The organism is Clostridioides sp. ES-S-0054-01, assembly GCA_021561035.1.
Taxonomy (GTDB): domain Bacteria; phylum Bacillota; class Clostridia; order Peptostreptococcales; family Peptostreptococcaceae; genus Clostridioides.
On sequence record CP067346.1, the window covers coordinates 2874670 to 2891130 of the forward strand.

The 16461-nt window shown below is 28.7% G+C and carries 14 protein-coding genes; 1 reads left to right on the forward strand and 13 read right to left on the reverse strand.

The features are described from left to right. Positions 1-51: 51 nt before the first annotated feature. Positions 52-1017 (forward strand): LCP family protein, encoded by a 966-nt coding sequence (locus JJC02_13420; GenBank protein UDN53889.1) that lies wholly within the window; start codon positions 52-54, stop codon positions 1015-1017. Positions 1018-1224: 207 nt separating this feature from the next. Here the strand turns inward: JJC02_13420 and JJC02_13425 are convergent, their stop codons facing one another. The 13 genes from JJC02_13425 to JJC02_13485 form a co-directional block, all read right to left on the reverse strand. Further along, positions 1225-3336, reverse strand: a complete 2112-nt coding sequence (locus JJC02_13425; GenBank protein UDN53890.1) for a cell wall-binding glycosyl-hydrolase Cwp19 — start codon at positions 3334-3336, stop codon at positions 1225-1227. Between the two features lie 272 nt (positions 3337-3608). Next, positions 3609-4313, reverse strand: a complete 705-nt coding sequence (locus JJC02_13430; protein UDN53891.1) for a C40 family peptidase — start codon at positions 4311-4313, stop codon at positions 3609-3611. Positions 4314-4511: 198 nt separating this feature from the next. Next, entirely contained in the window at positions 4512-6425 is a 1914-nt protein-coding gene (locus JJC02_13435) for a polysaccharide biosynthesis protein (protein UDN53892.1), read from the reverse strand. 83 nt (positions 6426-6508) lie between these two features. After that, on the reverse strand, positions 6509-7600 hold the full coding sequence (locus JJC02_13440) for a glycosyltransferase (protein UDN53893.1): 1092 nt from the start codon (positions 7598-7600) through the stop codon (positions 6509-6511). Positions 7601-7605: 5 nt separating this feature from the next. Next, a complete protein-coding gene (locus JJC02_13445) occupies positions 7606-8901 on the reverse strand; it encodes a UDP-glucose/GDP-mannose dehydrogenase family protein (GenBank protein ID UDN53894.1) in 1296 nt (431 codons plus the stop codon). A 26-nt stretch (positions 8902-8927) separates the two neighbouring features. Next, a complete protein-coding gene (locus JJC02_13450; protein UDN53895.1) occupies positions 8928-9680 on the reverse strand; it encodes a glycosyltransferase family 2 protein in 753 nt (250 codons plus the stop codon). Between the two features lie 47 nt (positions 9681-9727). After that, positions 9728-10636 carry a glycosyltransferase family 2 protein gene (locus tag JJC02_13455; GenBank protein UDN53896.1) on the reverse strand — a complete coding sequence of 303 codons (909 nt, stop codon included), beginning with the start codon at positions 10634-10636 and terminating at the stop codon, positions 9728-9730. A 21-nt stretch (positions 10637-10657) separates the two neighbouring features. Then, the gene (locus tag JJC02_13460) at positions 10658-11407 is read right to left on the reverse strand and encodes a glycosyltransferase family 2 protein (GenBank protein ID UDN53897.1); all 750 of its coding nucleotides are present in this window, start codon (positions 11405-11407) and stop codon (positions 10658-10660) included. A gap of 28 nt (positions 11408-11435) precedes the next feature. After that, on the reverse strand, positions 11436-12611 hold the full coding sequence (locus JJC02_13465) for a CDP-glycerol glycerophosphotransferase family protein (protein ID UDN53898.1): 1176 nt from the start codon (positions 12609-12611) through the stop codon (positions 11436-11438). A gap of 14 nt (positions 12612-12625) precedes the next feature. Next, positions 12626-13465 (reverse strand): glycosyltransferase family 2 protein, encoded by an 840-nt coding sequence (locus JJC02_13470; GenBank protein ID UDN53899.1) that lies wholly within the window; start codon positions 13463-13465, stop codon positions 12626-12628. Between the two features lie 2 nt (positions 13466-13467). Further along, on the reverse strand, positions 13468-14625 hold the full coding sequence (locus tag JJC02_13475) for a polysaccharide polymerase (protein UDN53900.1): 1158 nt from the start codon (positions 14623-14625) through the stop codon (positions 13468-13470). 15 nt (positions 14626-14640) lie between these two features. Next, a complete protein-coding gene (locus JJC02_13480; GenBank protein UDN53901.1) occupies positions 14641-15363 on the reverse strand; it encodes a glycosyltransferase in 723 nt (240 codons plus the stop codon). Positions 15364-15374: 11 nt separating this feature from the next. Further along, on the reverse strand, positions 15375-16448 hold the full coding sequence (locus tag JJC02_13485; GenBank protein UDN53902.1) for a mannose-1-phosphate guanylyltransferase: 1074 nt from the start codon (positions 16446-16448) through the stop codon (positions 15375-15377). Between the last annotated feature and the right edge of the window lie 13 nt (positions 16449-16461).

The window sequence follows — 16461 nt, forward strand, 5'->3', positions numbered from 1 at the left end:
AGTGTATGCTATTAAAAAATATACAGGAAAAAGAAGAAAGAAGGGGTACTTTTGTCAAAATTAAAGAAATTTGTTATACTACTGGCTTTCTTGGTAGTACTATTCCCTATAAGTGTCTATGGATATTTTTATTATAAATTGTCTGCTATTCATGACTCAAGCATAAGTAGTGATTTATTAGATAACAATGACCATAAAAATGAAAATGGTATAACTAATATACTACTTATGGGAACAGATGCTAGACCAAATGAAGATTCTTCAAGGTCAGATGCTATGATGATACTTACCATTGATAACAAACACAATGATATCAAACTTACATCACTAGCTCGTGATAGCTATGTAGACATCCCTGGCTATAGTAAACAAAAACTTACTCATGCTTATGCTTATGGACAAGCTGATTTATTAATACAAACTATTGAAGAGAATTTTAATATTGATATTCAGAATTATGCTTGTGTTAATTTCGAATCATTTATGTATATAATTGATGCTATTGGTGGTGTTGAAGTTACCATTGAAAAAGGAGAAATACACGAACTAAATAAATTTATTCCTGAAACTTATAAATGGAATAAAAGTGATGATAAAGGTAGCATACAATACATTAGAAAATCTGGAGATCAAACTTTAAATGGATATCAAGCACTATCTTTTGCACGTATCAGACACAACGATACAGCCTTTGCTAGAGATGGTAGACAGAGACAGATTATACAAGCTATAATCAAGAAAACAGAAACTTTACCTGTCACTAAATATCCAGGTTTATTAGATGCTGTTCTTCCATATGTTAAAACTAACATGAAACCTAATGCAATACTTTCTTTAGGAGCTCAAGTTTTAAAAATGGGTGACTTAAATGTTAAGCAATTTGAATTCCCTATTGATGATGAAATTCACAGTACAGGTGGTATATATGGAAAAGCTGGATGGGTTCTTAGATTTGACCCAGATACTTTAGACATATTACATGATTTTATATTTAATGACATAGAATTTAAACAATAAGAAATTTAACATAAAGTTTACTGCAAATATAAGATTAAATATAAAAAAAGAACTATATCGCATAATTATTTTCAAGTTATTGTTTACACTTGATTGTAAAATGCATATAGTTCTTTTTTATTTTCTAATTTTTCTTGATAATTTTCATTTTAATCGACTTTTAATCTACATTCATAAAATAATCTATATTTTAAATTAACTTTTTTATTACTTAACTAAGTTTAAGAAAGTGTTTAATGTGTTTTGATTTATGCCATCTCCAACTTCATATACTAGAGCAGTTTTCTTAGGCTCTAAAGCTGTTTTTTGAGCAGATGTCACACTATTTCCAAGCATAACTACTGGTGATTTTAATTTAGCTGCTAAAGGTCCTGATGTTAATGCATCTACTAACTGATTACTTTTACTTACAAACATTGATGGATATTCAGCATTAGGATAGAATTTTTGTATTACTTTTCCATTTGTTTCTTCTCTATTTTCCCCAGCTATTCTATTTTTAGATACATCGTTTGTAATAACCTTATCTAATCTAGTTATTACTGAATCAGATATACTTAGATTACCACCTATAAAATAAGCATCTTTTACTTTTAAGTCTGATATCCAATTGTAAACTTCATCACTTACATTATCTTTTGATACTAGTACGATTGGCTGCTTTTCTTCTCCTGCTTTTGAAGCTATAGAAAGAGAATCTGCTTCACCTGTACCACTTGTTATATATAGTTTCTCTACTGGATTATTTTTTACTAATTCTTTTGCTATCATTAAAGATGTACTATATCTATCTGAACCACCAACTCTATTTATTGATACATTTGATAATGTATCTTTTATCTCACTTTCAACTTTATCTCCAATAGAATTATTTCCTCCAATTAGAACAACTTTATTGGGATTAAGTCTTTTTATCTCATTCTTAGTAGATGTTGGTATATTATCTTTATTTACCAATAGTATAGGAGCATCATTTGCTGTAGCAAGTGGTGTTGATGTTATACCATCAACTATAGAGTACCCATTTACTAGTACTACTGTATCTGAATTTTTAGCCCAACCTTTTTTACTTATTGATACTGCTGTGTCATATCTTTCAGCACCTCTTAATTTCTCCACTTTAACATTAGATGGTGGAGCAACTGGCTCTTCACTGCTGGAATATAGGCTCTTTAAATCCTTTTGTATAGAAGTGCTATTTGCTATATCTTTAGCTGAAAAATACATACTACCTTTTATTTCACTATACTTTCTATTTAATGTTACTTGTTGTACTATTTCTTTTGCTATATTTTGCCCATTATAACTTGATTGACCTTGCTTATATATGCCTTGTCCTATGTATAAATCTACGTCTGTTCCTTTTACTTCGTTAGCCCACCATGCCACTAATTTAGAATAATCTGCTGCTTTAAGACCAATTGGCCAGTAAAGCTGTGGAACTACATAATCAATTAATCCTTGTTTTATCCATGCTCTTGTATCTGCATATGTACCTACATAACTTTCATTTCCTGATGTATCTGAACCTGTTGGGTCGCTACTTTTGTTTCTCCATATCCCAGCTGGACTTACACCAAATACAACATTAGATTTTATACTCTTTATAGACGCTTTTACACCTCTAAGTAGAGTATTTACATTTTCTCTTCTCCAATTGTCTTTATTTTGTCCATTTCCATATTTTTGATATGTAGCAGTATCGTTGAAACTTACTCCTGGATAGAAATAATCATCAAAATGAACGCCATCTATATCGTAATTTTGAACTACCTCTGCTATACTATCCACTATGTACTTTCTAACTTCTGGTAAACCTGGGTCATAGTAATACTTATTTCCATGTTTAATTACCCAGCTTGGATTTTTCTTTGCCGGATGGTTTGCTGGCAATTTATCAATGCTCTCATCTGCCATAGTTATTCTGTATGGATTAAACCATGCATGGAATTCCATTCCCCTTTTATGTGCTTCTTCTATTAAAAATGGTAATGGGTCATATCCAGGGTCTTTACCTTGTGTACCTGTAAGATATTCAGACCATGGATTTATATTTGATTTATATAAAGCATCTGATTTTGGTCTTACTTGAACCACTGCTGTATTTATCCCTGAACTTTTTAATTTGTCCAATAAATCTGTGTATTCCTTTTTTTGCTTGGCTTCATTATTTTTAGTCTTAGGCCAGTCTAAATTATAAACTGTAGATATCCAAGCAGCTCTCATTTCCCTATCATTTGATGAATCAGCAAATGAACTTACACTACACATAGTAAGTGTCATTATCAATGATAATACTAATATACTTATTTTTTTCATTTCATCCCCCTTAATTTCTTAAATTTATTTTTTTATACAATATACTTATTACTAAGTATATCTAAAACTCACATTATCTGTCAAATATTGAATAATATAGTTAAAATTTATTATAAAAAAACAGCAAAGAAATTTACCTTCTTTGCTGTTTTTGTAACGTTCATCACTATTTTAATATTACTAAACTCTTAAATATCTATGTAAAACATTAAATGTAATTATACATACTTAATGTTAATATCCAATCTTATGTAAATCAATATCTATTATTATTATAAAACACGTGTAGCAGTTATAAGTCTTCTAGCATAATTAGTTCCTGGAGCCATGCTAGTAACTTTCACTACATCTCCTGTTTGTGGTGAATGTATGAATTTAGAATCCCCTACATACAACCCAACGTGATTTATTGAACCACCTGAACCAAAGAAAACTAAATCTCCTGGTTTTAATTCTGCTCTAGATACTTTCTTTCCTACTGTTGCTTGTGATCTTGATACTCTTGGTAAATTAACTCCTGCTCCATTTTTATAGACATAAGAAGTGAACCCAGAACAATCAAAAGAATTTGGTCCAGTTGCTCCCCATCTATATGGCTTACCTTGTTGTTTAAACGCTAAGTTTAAAACATTTTGTACCTTTGAGTCTACATTTCCACCTTCAATAGTTAAATAATCTCCATTTACCCATCCTGTAACATTGTCAACTGTTTTTATTTTAATCCATCCATTTGAATGTAATTCTAAAACTTCAACTTTGTCTCCTGTGTTTATCTTTCCCACTACTGCATCATTTGCACTAGCTCCACTTCTTACATTTAAAAAATCACACGGGTCTACTGTTGCACTCATAGGTGAATTAGTCAGTTCTGCTGCACTAGCTGTTATTGCTCCTGCTTCTACTGTTACAACTCCTGCTATTAACACCATAGCTATAAATTTTTTCAATATATGTTTTTTATTTTTAATATTCATCATAATCTCAAGTACCTAATCCTTTCGAAAATTTAACATTTTGTTCCTTCATTTCCAATTCCTAATTAACATTCTATCTTACATCAAAATAAATTGCAACCTTTTTTGTAATCTTTTTGTAATCTTTTTGTAATCTTTTGTTTCTTTTTAGTATATATTTGTTTCTTTTTGCTCCCCCTGGTTACAAATTAGAAATATATTCTACTTATCTCGAGTTATTGCAATTTCCTTGATGTTAGCATCTTCTGGTTTAATATAAGTTGGCACTAATTTTCTCATAATACCATCTATTTTTTCAATTTCCTCGTTATTAGTAATTTCTCTTAAAAGTTTTAGGTATTTTGTTATTTTTTCTCTATCGACATCTATTGGTTTACCAATAAAAATCTTTTTATGCTCTGTATCCAACAGACCTTCTTCCGACATAAGTAGTTCTTCATACAACTTCTCACCTGGTCTAAGACCAGAAAATTCAATTTTTATATCAACATCTGGCTCAAATCCACTGAATTTAATCAAATTTTTGGCTAAATCTAATATTCTTACCGGCTCTCCCATATCAAGCACAAATATTTCCCCGCCTTTAGCCATAGCTCCAGCTTGTATGACTAAACCTACTGCCTCTGGTATTGTCATAAAATATCTAATGATATCTGGATGAGTAACTGTCACTGGTCCACCATCTTCAATTTGTTTCTTAAAAAGTGGAATTACACTACCATTACTACCAAGTACATTTCCAAATCTAACAGCAACAAATTCAGTCTGGCTTTCAGAATTCATAGTCTGTATAATCATTTCAGCAGCCCTTTTAGTAGCTCCCATTATATTAGTAGGGTTTACAGCCTTATCTGTAGATATAAGGACAAATTTCTTAACTCTATATTTTGAAGATAATCCAGCTATATTTAAAGTTCCAAATATATTATTCTTTATAGCTTCACCAGGGCTTGATTCCATAAGAGGAACATGTTTATGTGCTGCTGCATGAAATACTACTTCTGGCTTATATTTATTAAATATTTCATCCATTCTTTTTTCTTCTCTTATTGACGCTATTACTGTCTTTAAATCTAACTCATTTCTATATTTTCTAAGTAATTCTTGTTGTATTGAATAGGCATTGTTTTCATAATTATCAACTATAATAAGCTCTTTAGGATTAAAACTTGCAATCTGTCTGCAAAGCTCTGAGCCAATTGAGCCTCCTCCTCCAGTTACTAGGATTACTTTTCCCTCAATATAATTGCTTATCTCTCTTAAATTTGTTTTTATAGGTTCTCTACCCAACAAGTCTTCTATTTCTACTTCTCTAATCTGTTTTATATCAACTTTTCCATCTATAATTTCGTAAATTCCCGGTATTGTCTTTATTTTGCAGTTAGTGTTTTTACATATATCAATAATTTCTTTTTTTCTACGTTTCTCTATATTTGCTATTGAAAAGATTATTTCATCTACATTATATTTTTCAACTACCTCTTTTATATTTGAAGTTGTCCCTACAATTTTTACGTTATGAATTATTCTTCCAATCTTATTTTTATCATCATCAATTATAGCCACTGCTACTTTTTTAAGTTCTGGATTTCTTTTTAATTCCTGTATAACCATTTCTCCTGCATCTCCTGCACCAATTATAAGGATATTTGAAACCTTTCCTCTAGAATATGTCTTATTTATAACTATTCTTATAGCTCTATAGGCTATTCTCGCACCACTTGTGAACATTATAATAAATATTGTATTTAGTACATAAAACATTATAGGATAATCAAACCCTAATAATTTATTTATTACATAAGCTGGAATTAAATAAACTAAAGTTGCTATAAAAATAGATATAATTTCTTCTTCTCCTGCATATCTCCATAATGTGTTATAACACTTAAACAATCTAAATGATACTATATGAAGTACTATATATATACAGGCTGAAATTGTTATATCATTAATAGTAAATACATTTAAATTACCTGTCAAACTCAAAGACATTCGAAATGCTACTAGCACGCTACAAATATCTAGAATTAATAATGTTAATTGTCTAAATTTATATTTTTTAAAAAGCTTATCAAAAAAGCTTTCTTTCTCTAAATCTATACTTTCTCGCATAACTAGAAGCCCTCCATTAAACAGCAAAAGCTACGCACCTAAGCATAGCCAACAACATCTATCTTTTGCTGTATTTTTTAATTTTATTTTTTATATTTATCAAATATAGAATCATAAATTTTTTCTATATCATTAAAGTTCAAATTAACTTCATAATTTTCTCTAACAAATTGACGACCTTTTTTACCCATACTAAGTCTAAGTTCATCATTTTCCATTAGTTTTATTATAGCATTTTTTATTTCTTCTGGTTGTTTTGGTTCTACAATTAAGCCAGTTTCATTTTCCCATACAGATTCTGGATGTCCACCTACGTTTGTAACTATGACAGGTACTTCACACGCCTCTGATTCTATAGCTGCCACCCCAAATCCCTCTCTTAAAGAAGGAAATACAGTTACGTCAAAAGAATTAAAAGTCTTACTGACATTTTCTGGAGATATTCTTCCCAAGAACTGAACATCACCTTCTATTTCTAATTCTTTAGTTAAATTTATTAGGTTGTCCATCTGACTTCCAGAACCACCTATTTTAAGAATTATTTTCTTCTCTTTATATTCATCTTTTAGCATCTTAAATGCTTGTATTAAATATTCTATTCCATATTTTTTTTCTAGACTCTTTATAATTCCTATTACAAAAGCATCTTCTTTTTCTACTTCCATAGGCTTAAACCTATCCATATCTACTCCAAAAAAGGTTACATCTACATGTTTAGCTGTATATTTATTAGCCTCTTTAGCCATATCTCTACTATTTGAAAAAATATAGTCTGCTTTTCTAAAGTTATGTTTTATAATTTGTTTTTGTATAAAACCATTGTTAGGAAAATCATAAATATCAGTACCCCAAACAGAAATAATATATGGATGATACCCAAGTAGACTTCCTATAAATCCATAACTACTTGCATATTGTGCATGTAATATATCTGGTTTTATTTCATTTACCAGCTTCTTTATTTTCTTTACTGAACCTAAGTATCCTGTTTTTTTAGAAATATTTTCATTTTTTAGTTCTTCTACATTAGAACCAAAGTCATAAATTTTTATTCCTTCCATGTAACCTCCATTTAAAGAAATTACATGAATGTCATATCCTTTATTTTTAAAAAAACTACACCATTTTAAAGTATGAGGATTTGACCCATCAGCTAAATAACAAACAGTCTTCATAATATTTACCTTCCTATCGAATAATACTCAATCCCTAACTCTTCCATATCTTTAACCTTATAACAATTTCTCCCATCAAGAACTAAAGGATTTTTCATCTTTTCCTTATACTTATGTATATCATAATTTAATACATCTTTCCATTCTGTCATTATAAAACATATCTCTGCATCTTCTATCGCATCATCTACAGAATCAGCATAAAGTATAGAGTCACCAAATATTTTCTTAGTATTGCTTACACCAATTGGGTCGTATGCAGTTACTCTTGCCCCTCTTTCTAGCAAATATTTTATATTTGGTATAGATGGAGCTTCTCTTATATCATCAGTGTCTGGTTTAAAAGTCAAACCCAAAACGGCAACCTTCATGTCTTGAAAACTCTCTACTAGTTTAGATGCCTTTCTAACCAATTTAAGTTTTTGGCTTTCATTCACTTCTATTGCAGCTTTTACTGTTTTCAATTCATAACCATTATGTTCTGATAGCCAGTGAAGAGCTTTTGTATCTTTTGGAAAGCAAGAACCTCCATATCCTATTCCAGCCTTTAAAAACTTACTTCCTATTCTATCATCATAACTCATTCCTAAAGCTACATCTTCTATGTTAGCTCCAGCTATTTCACAAAGATTTGCAATATCGTTCATAAATGATATTTTAAGAGCCAAAAAGTTATTTGACGCGTACTTTATCATTTCAGCACTATTTCTATTTGTAACTATTATAGGTTGATTAAAAGGCTTATAAATTTCCTCTAATATATCTCTAGCCCATTCACTTTCTACACCTATAACGATTCTTGAAGCATGCAGAGTATCTTTTACTGCTGTTCCTTGTGATAAAAACTCTGGATTAGATGCAAGTTCTACTTTTACATCATTTTTTAGGTTTCTATTTATATAATCTTCTATTTCTTCATTTGTACCAATTGGCACTGTAGATTTTATTACCACTAGAGTATCTTTTGTTACAGTTTCAGCTATTTGTTTTGCAACTGACTTTATATAATCTAAATTAGCTGAACCATCACTTCTCTCTGGAGTACCTACAGCTATTAATATTACATCTACATCTTCATACGCTTTTCTATAGTCAGTAGTGTAATCTATTCTTCCTCTGTTGTAATTTTTAACCATAAGTTCTTCTAGGTCTTCTTCATATATAGGAGCTCTTCCAAGCTTCATTGATTTAACTTTTTGTTCATCTACATCGACGCATACTACATTTTCATTACCTACCTCTGCTAGACAAACACCTGTAACCAATCCTACATAACCAGTCCCAGCTATAGCTATTTTCATTATTTTTACCTCCAAGTATATAAAACTTATACTCTTTTCTTGATAGCATTAAAAACATAGAAACAAAATACATATAGGGTTTTTGGTAAACTTAAATTTTCAACATTTCTATAAGTATTCCAAGTTCGTTTTAATGCTTTTATCTTATTGCTTGATATAGAATTTCCAACTAGCCTATAATTCACTAAATCTTTCTGAATTCCATATGCATATTTTTCCTTTTTAAGTAACTGTAACCAAGTTGCAGTATCTTGTCCTCTTCTTACTAAAGGCATACTAAATTCACCTACGATATTCTTATCAATGACTACAGTAGAACACCCTATTATAGTATTTCTAAGCAGTCCCTCATAGTCAATCTTTTTAGGTGCTTTTGCAACTTTACTCGTTTTTTTTCCATCTTGTCTCATATATCTATAAGATGTAAAAGAAAATCCGATATTTTCTTTTAACATATATTCTATCTGAATTTCTAACTTTTTACTATCCCATAAATCATCACTATCTACAAATGCGATAAATCGACCTTCCGCATTTTTAATACCAACATTTCTAGATACTGCAGCTCCAGAATTTTTTTCAAGCTTTATATATTTTATTCTAGCATCTTCTTTTTGAAAACTTTTTATAATTTCACTTGAATTGTCCTTAGAACAATCATCCACTAATAAAAGCTGCCAATTTTTATAAGTTTGATTTTGGATTGACTTTATTGTCTCTGATAAAAACTCTTCTGAATTATATACAGGAGTAATTATCGATACTAAAGGCTCATTCATATTTTTACTCTCCTTATATAGCAACTAGCAGTACTATACCAACAAGTTTACTTAGATACTAATTTTCTTTGTCCAATATATTTGTAATATCCTAATGGGAATAATGCTAAATACAAAAATTTATCAGATATTTTTTTGATTTCGCCAAAATAATGACTATCAGATAATAACGAGTATCTGGCTAAATTTATGTAATTTTTTATCCACATATATGGATATCTACCTAAGGGATATGTATTTTGATTTATTAAATATAAAAACTCTAATGCTCTACCTTTTAATGCATTTTTATTTAATATATTCTTAGTTAAACCATCATCCAAATAATCTCTTATTATCATAGGTTTGTTTACACATTTAACTTTATAGTATTTAGACATTTCATTCCATACTACACTTTCTGGTAAAAATTTCACTTCTTTTCTTTCTGGAAAAGGAAATTTTATAAGCTCATCAGTTACAAATACTATGCTTTTATCTCCCTTAACTCCATACTTAAAATATAAATCTGCAAAGTGACATATTTTCTTATCTTCAGGCATTTCTGTCCCTATCAACTCTCCACTTGGATATACACAAAGTCCAACAACTCCGCTAAAACCTTCTTTATTCTCTACAGAATTCCACTCGTTATTAGCAATTTCAAGAGAATCTTTAACTAAACCATCATCACTATCTACAATAAAAAATAGCTCTCCATCTGCATTTTTTACACCTAGATTTATTGCAGTATGTTTTCCTCCATTTTCTTTGTATATATATCTTATATTTAATTTATTTTCTGATATAAATTTTTCAACTAATTCTTTAGTACTGTCGCTACTTCCATCATCAACAATTAACCATTCAAAATCATCAAAGTCATAAGTTTGAGCTTTTAAATCACTGTACAAATTTTCAAGTAAATGAGCTCTATTATATGTTGGAGTAAATACAGTAAATTTATATTTATACATTAATTAAATCTTCCTCTCTATCTAACTTTTTTTGATTCCATTTATTCCATAATTAATAAAGTAGTATATAGCTTTGTATAGAGGTATTTTTTCTATATTTCTATATATATTCCAAGTCCACATGGCAGCTTTTATTTTGTTACCACTAAGTGAATTACTAGATTTTCTATATAATGCTAGAACTTCATTTATTCCGTGGGCAATATGCCCTTTTTTCAATATAGATAGCCATAAAACATAATCTTCATGTCTTACACCACTCATTTTGATTTCAAAATCTAGTTTAGACTTATCAATTACAACAGTAAGACATCCTAAGATATTTCCTTTTAATAATCTTTTATAATCTACATTAGGTGGTACTTTTATTACTTTGTTTAATTTTTTATCATTTTCATCCATCAGTTCATATGAAGTAAATGAGATTACATAGTCATTTTCTAACATAAAGTTTACTTGTTTTTCTAACTTACTACTATTCCATTGGTCATCACTATCTAAAAAAGCTATAAATTGTCCTGTTGCCTTACTTAGTGCTAAATTTCTAGCATTAGAGACCCCCTTATTAGTCTCTGTCTTTATACATCTTATTCTACTATCCTGTTGCATATAAGATTTGACTATATTAGGACTATTATCTGTTGAGCAATCATCAATAATTAACATTTCCCATTCTTGATAAGTTTGGTTTAATACTGATTTTATGGTTGCTTCAATAAATTTTTCAGAATTATACATGGGAGTAATTATAGATACTAAATTCTTCTTCATATTACCTTCCTCATCATTTATAAAATATTTATTTAATTTTACTTATTACACAATCATATATCCTCTTGCAGTTCTTATTGTCATTATATCTGAAAAACTTATTTCTTTCATTTTTTTGGTTATCCATAACCTCAAAATTATTTTCAATAATATCAATAAGTTTATTCACAGCTTCATCATTATTATAAGCCAAAGACCCAAACATTTCACTTTTTAAATCTATATATGAGTCAACTTTTTCCATATACTCATCCAAGTCAAATTGGTAAAACAATATAGGTCTATTCATATATAAAAAGTCTATGGCTACACTTGAATAATCAGTTATATTTGCAGCTGATTTTCTGATTTCATTTGCTAGAGTTACCCCTTTATCTAAAAATACAATTTTTTTTCCCGTTATATTTTCTTTTATATCATCTATAAACTCATGCATAAGATGATGCATATAAATTTTTACATTTATATCTTTCTCATCTAATATTTTATTTAATTTATCATCATTCAAAAAATTCATTATATTTTTAAAATAATCTGTATCTGTAAATTTTCCTGAACTAAATTTTATCCAATCTCTCCATGTAGGAGTATATAATATATCTCGAGTTTGTGCAACTTCATTTGTTGGTAAATTGTCATATCTTGCATTTCCAATTATATAAACTGAGTCATCTAACATTCCCCAATCATTTACCATAACATTTCTTTCAAACTCAGAACTTGCTGTAACTATATTATAACTTTTATATAGGTTATCTATAATATTTTTGAACTTTTTATTCATTGGTTTTCTCTTTTTAAAACTTATAGTCCCATGATTTAAAAACACTTTTATCGTCTTTTTATGAAAATAATTAAGAACAGGTACAGCAAAATTATATGGTGCTATATCTGCTGATGGTGCATGTGAAAATACTATAGCTTTTGAATTGTAATAATATAAATAGTTTTCTACGCTTCCTCTTATTAATTTTTTGCCTGGAATTTTATCAAATACTTTACTGTCTTTATTTACTACCCAATAAGTTTCTACATCATTATGTTCTTTCAACATATACTCATAAAAAAACTTTGCATTATCATTGTATATATCTCCTGAATGTCCACCTATAAGCCAAATATTTCTACCATTAAACTTATGCTTACTAAATGGATATATAAAAAAAGCCAAAAGCATATTTATTAAAAATTTAACCTTGTCCATAAACACCATCCTCATTATAACTTATACTGTCTAAATCCATTAATTCTTCCTCTTATTGTAGCACTATGATAATCTCTATTAGAACTCAACACAAGACCACCTATATTTCTTATAAGTTTTGATGCCATAACCTTTACAAACTTATAATTTTTTCTATAAACTATTTCTTTTTTGCATATGGCTCCAAAACCTCTTCCATAGTTATAATCTTTTTGATACTTTTCTTTAGATTTAGAATGTTTTTTTGCAGGATGGTAAATTATATCATTTCCAAAGTATTTTCCTTTAAAACCTAAACTCAATAAGTTTAAAACATAATCTATCTCTTCACCAGCACCAAACTCTCCACCAACACCCAATTTTTCATCAAATCTTGTATAGTCTTTGCCCTCAAAATCAATAAAAAAAGTTATGGATGTTATAGTATTTAAAACGTTGGAACTTGTGATATCACAAGTTCCATCATACATTTTCTTAAATGCATCAATTTTATTTGCATCCATAGTTTTGCAACTGTATATTTTATAATCTTTATTTTTATTAAAGAAATTTATAACTTTTTCTAATGTATCATTTTCGTAGACACAATCATCATCGGGGAAACCTATAATTTGCCCTCTAGCATTGTCTATGCCTACATTTCTGTTATAACTTAATCCTTTTTTAGAGCTTTTTATATACTTTATATCTAACTTATCAACGTATTTACCAACTATCTCCTTAACTTTGTTATTATCATTTTGGTCTACTACTATAAGTTCAAAGTTTTTGTAAGTTTGACTTTCTAAGCTGTCCATAAGTAAGTATATATCATCATATCTATTTAATGTTGGCATTATTAATGATATTAACATTACTACCTCCTACTTTTCATCTTCCACAAATCTATTTCCCTTTTATCATTTAATATCACTTCTTTTATTAGTAATACTACTGCAAAACTAAATGAAGCTTCTAATAATAAATTTTCTGCAAAAGAGTATAGTAAAAATATAAATAAGGCTACTAAATACTCATTTTTATCTTTTTCTATAAAACTTCCTATACCTTTATACATCAAATACATAAATAATATACAAGCAACTACTCCCAGCACACTAATTATATATATATAAGAACTATCTAATGGATTAGTTGCTTTTATAGCTGCACTATATGAATTTCCAAAAGGTTTCATAAAATTTCCTGCTTCAGCTAAGTATACATGCCAATACTTAGGTCTACTTGCTAATAATCTATTTAATATACTGCTTTTAGAAAACATTATACCAATAGCCACACTAGATAAAGTAAGCAGTATTGGCAATATCTTTACAAGTGTTGGTAGACCTTTTATTTTTTTTATGTTTATCAATCTTATTATTTCTACAAAAATTAATCCTGCTAGTATAGTAAAAAAGCCAGTTCTACTATATGTAGTTTGATAAACAAAAAATGCAGAGCCAAATAAAATTATTCTATCCCATTTATTATAGTTTTTATATCTTAAGAATATATATGCTGCATATATAGTAACCATATGATAAAATACTCCATTTGGATTACCAAGACCAAAATCCATTCTTGTAACAAGCATATCTATATTTTCTATATATCTATAGTGAACTTCCTGATTAAATACTAATGAAGGAAATAAATTAAATAATAATATAGCTACCATTAAAAAACACGCAGATATTATTAAATAATTTTTAACTATAAATTTATCATCTATTTGTTTAGCTGATACAGCCAATAAAACGATTAATAATATAGCTCCTTCCCTATTTAATAAATAAAGTAAGACACAAACTCCAACTAACACCATTTCTGTTATACTTTTTCTCTTATCAAATAAAAAAAGTAGCATTAGTATTCCTATTGAAGAATAAAATAACGCTGATTTAATCATCCCTATATTCATATTTGGGTCAATAAATGATATCATATACTTTCTAAGTAATATGATAAACAAAACAAATATATAAAGATATTTTCTAATCATAATATTTCTATCATCGTTTAAAGTCTTCATTTTACTTTCTCCCTTTTAGCTTCGTAAAGTATTACTTGCAAATATTTTACAACACTTCCATATCTTATTTACACCTGTTAAGTGTTTGCTTTCTAAAAAATAATTTCTCTTTTTAGCCCAACTTTTTCCCCACCAATGTATCCCATAAGTGTTTTCTGTAATACATTCTGGTGTGAAGTCTTCTTTAAATCCAAAAGGATAAAAATATTCTTTATCATAAGCACATATTCCTTCTTCATAATTATTAGGGTCAATCTTCTTATAATTTTTTTCCATAAGATGAGTCATAATCTTTGGTATTGTAAACAATGATGAAGTAAGCACTTCTTTTTCATAATACTCCAATAAGTCTTTTAAAAAAGGATGTCCTTTTTCTGCACCTATTATAGCACCATTTATATATTCTCTATCATCTTCATACCCACAAATTAGTCTATTCTTTTCCAAAAGAGGAGTTATATCCTTTAATATTTGCATATCTGTATCCATATAAACTCCACCTTGTTCATAGAGTACTTTTATTCTTGTATAATCTGATATAAATGCCCAAAGCTTTCTTTTATAACATTCTTCCAAAAACTTATTTCCTTTTATTTCTTTCTCTATATCAAAGTTTTTTTCATTCCACTCTACTATCTCATATTCTGGAAGTTTTTCTTTCCAAGAATTTATACATATATTTTCTATATTTCCTTTTGGTCCACCAAACCATACATAATGTATTTTTTTAGGAATCAAACGAACACCTCCTACATATATTCTTGTCTATCTTCTTCTTTTAATTGCTCTACTATCTTTTTAACATCTTGAGCTTTATCTTTTCTACAAACCATAACTGCATCATTTGTAGATACTACTATCAAATCACTAATACCTATTGTCGATATTAATTTGTCATCTGAATATATAATTGAATTTTTAGTATCTATGGTAATATTTTCACCTCTTTTGATGTTACCTTCATCATCAGTTGGATATATTGCACCTAGAGAGTCCCAAGAACCAACATCATTCCACCCAAAATTACCGGGAACTACTATAACATCATTACTTCTTTCCATAATACCATAATCTATAGAGATTGATTGTATAGTTGGGTATATTTCTTTTATTTTTTCTATTTCTTGTTTTGTTCCTAAATATTTGCTTATCTCTTCTAATTTTTCATATACTTTTGGTAAGTATCTCTTAAAATCTTCTAATATTTTAGATACCTTCCATACGAACATTCCACTATTCCATACATATTTCTTAGAGTTTACATATTCTTTGGCAATCTCATAGTTTGGCTTTTCTACAAACTCCACTACCTCATATGCAACATTCTCTATAGTGTTTTCTCTACTAAAATTTATGTATCCATATCCTGTTGATGGAAATGTAGGAGTTATTCCAATAGTTACTAGTTTATCATTATTTTCTGCTATATAGATAGCTTTTTCTAAAATAGATTTAAACTCTTTTTCATCTTTTATATAATGGTCAGCCGGATATACACACATAACGCCATCACCATATTTTTTCATTATGTTAAAAGCTGCAAAACCTATGGCTGCTGCTGTATTTCTGGCACATGGTTCTGGTAAGATATTGCTATCTAAACATTTATCTTTTACTATATCCTTCAAAGCTTCCAATTGTTTCTCATTAGTTACTATAAATAAATCATCTTTTTTTGCTAGAGAATCTATTCTGTTTATAGTTTCGTTTATTAAAGCATCTTCTCCACTTAAATTTATAAGCTGTTTAGGTACTTCTTGTCTACTAAGTGGCCAGAAACGAGTTCCGCCTCCTCCAGCCATTATGACATTGTATACTTTCATTGTTTATCTCCCC

Coding starts and splice junctions, on each gene's coding strand:
- JJC02_13425 (UDN53890.1), bottom strand. CDS start 3,336: ATGAAAAAAATAAGTATATTAGTATTATCATTGATAATGACACTTACT.
- JJC02_13430 (UDN53891.1), bottom strand. CDS start 4,313: ATGATGAATATTAAAAATAAAAAACATATATTGAAAAAATTTATAGCT.
- JJC02_13435 (UDN53892.1), bottom strand. CDS start 6,425: ATGCGAGAAAGTATAGATTTAGAGAAAGAAAGCTTTTTTGATAAGCTT.
- JJC02_13440 (UDN53893.1), bottom strand. CDS start 7,600: ATGAAGACTGTTTGTTATTTAGCTGATGGGTCAAATCCTCATACTTTA.
- JJC02_13445 (UDN53894.1), bottom strand. CDS start 8,901: ATGAAAATAGCTATAGCTGGGACTGGTTATGTAGGATTGGTTACAGGT.
- JJC02_13450 (UDN53895.1), bottom strand. CDS start 9,680: ATGAATGAGCCTTTAGTATCGATAATTACTCCTGTATATAATTCAGAA.
- JJC02_13455 (UDN53896.1), bottom strand. CDS start 10,636: ATGTATAAATATAAATTTACTGTATTTACTCCAACATATAATAGAGCT.
- JJC02_13460 (UDN53897.1), bottom strand. CDS start 11,407: ATGAAGAAGAATTTAGTATCTATAATTACTCCCATGTATAATTCTGAA.
- JJC02_13465 (UDN53898.1), bottom strand. CDS start 12,611: ATGGACAAGGTTAAATTTTTAATAAATATGCTTTTGGCTTTTTTTATA.
- JJC02_13470 (UDN53899.1), bottom strand. CDS start 13,465: ATGTTAATATCATTAATAATGCCAACATTAAATAGATATGATGATATA.
- JJC02_13475 (UDN53900.1), bottom strand. CDS start 14,625: ATGAAGACTTTAAACGATGATAGAAATATTATGATTAGAAAATATCTT.
- JJC02_13485 (UDN53902.1), bottom strand. CDS start 16,448: ATGAAAGTATACAATGTCATAATGGCTGGAGGAGGCGGAACTCGTTTC.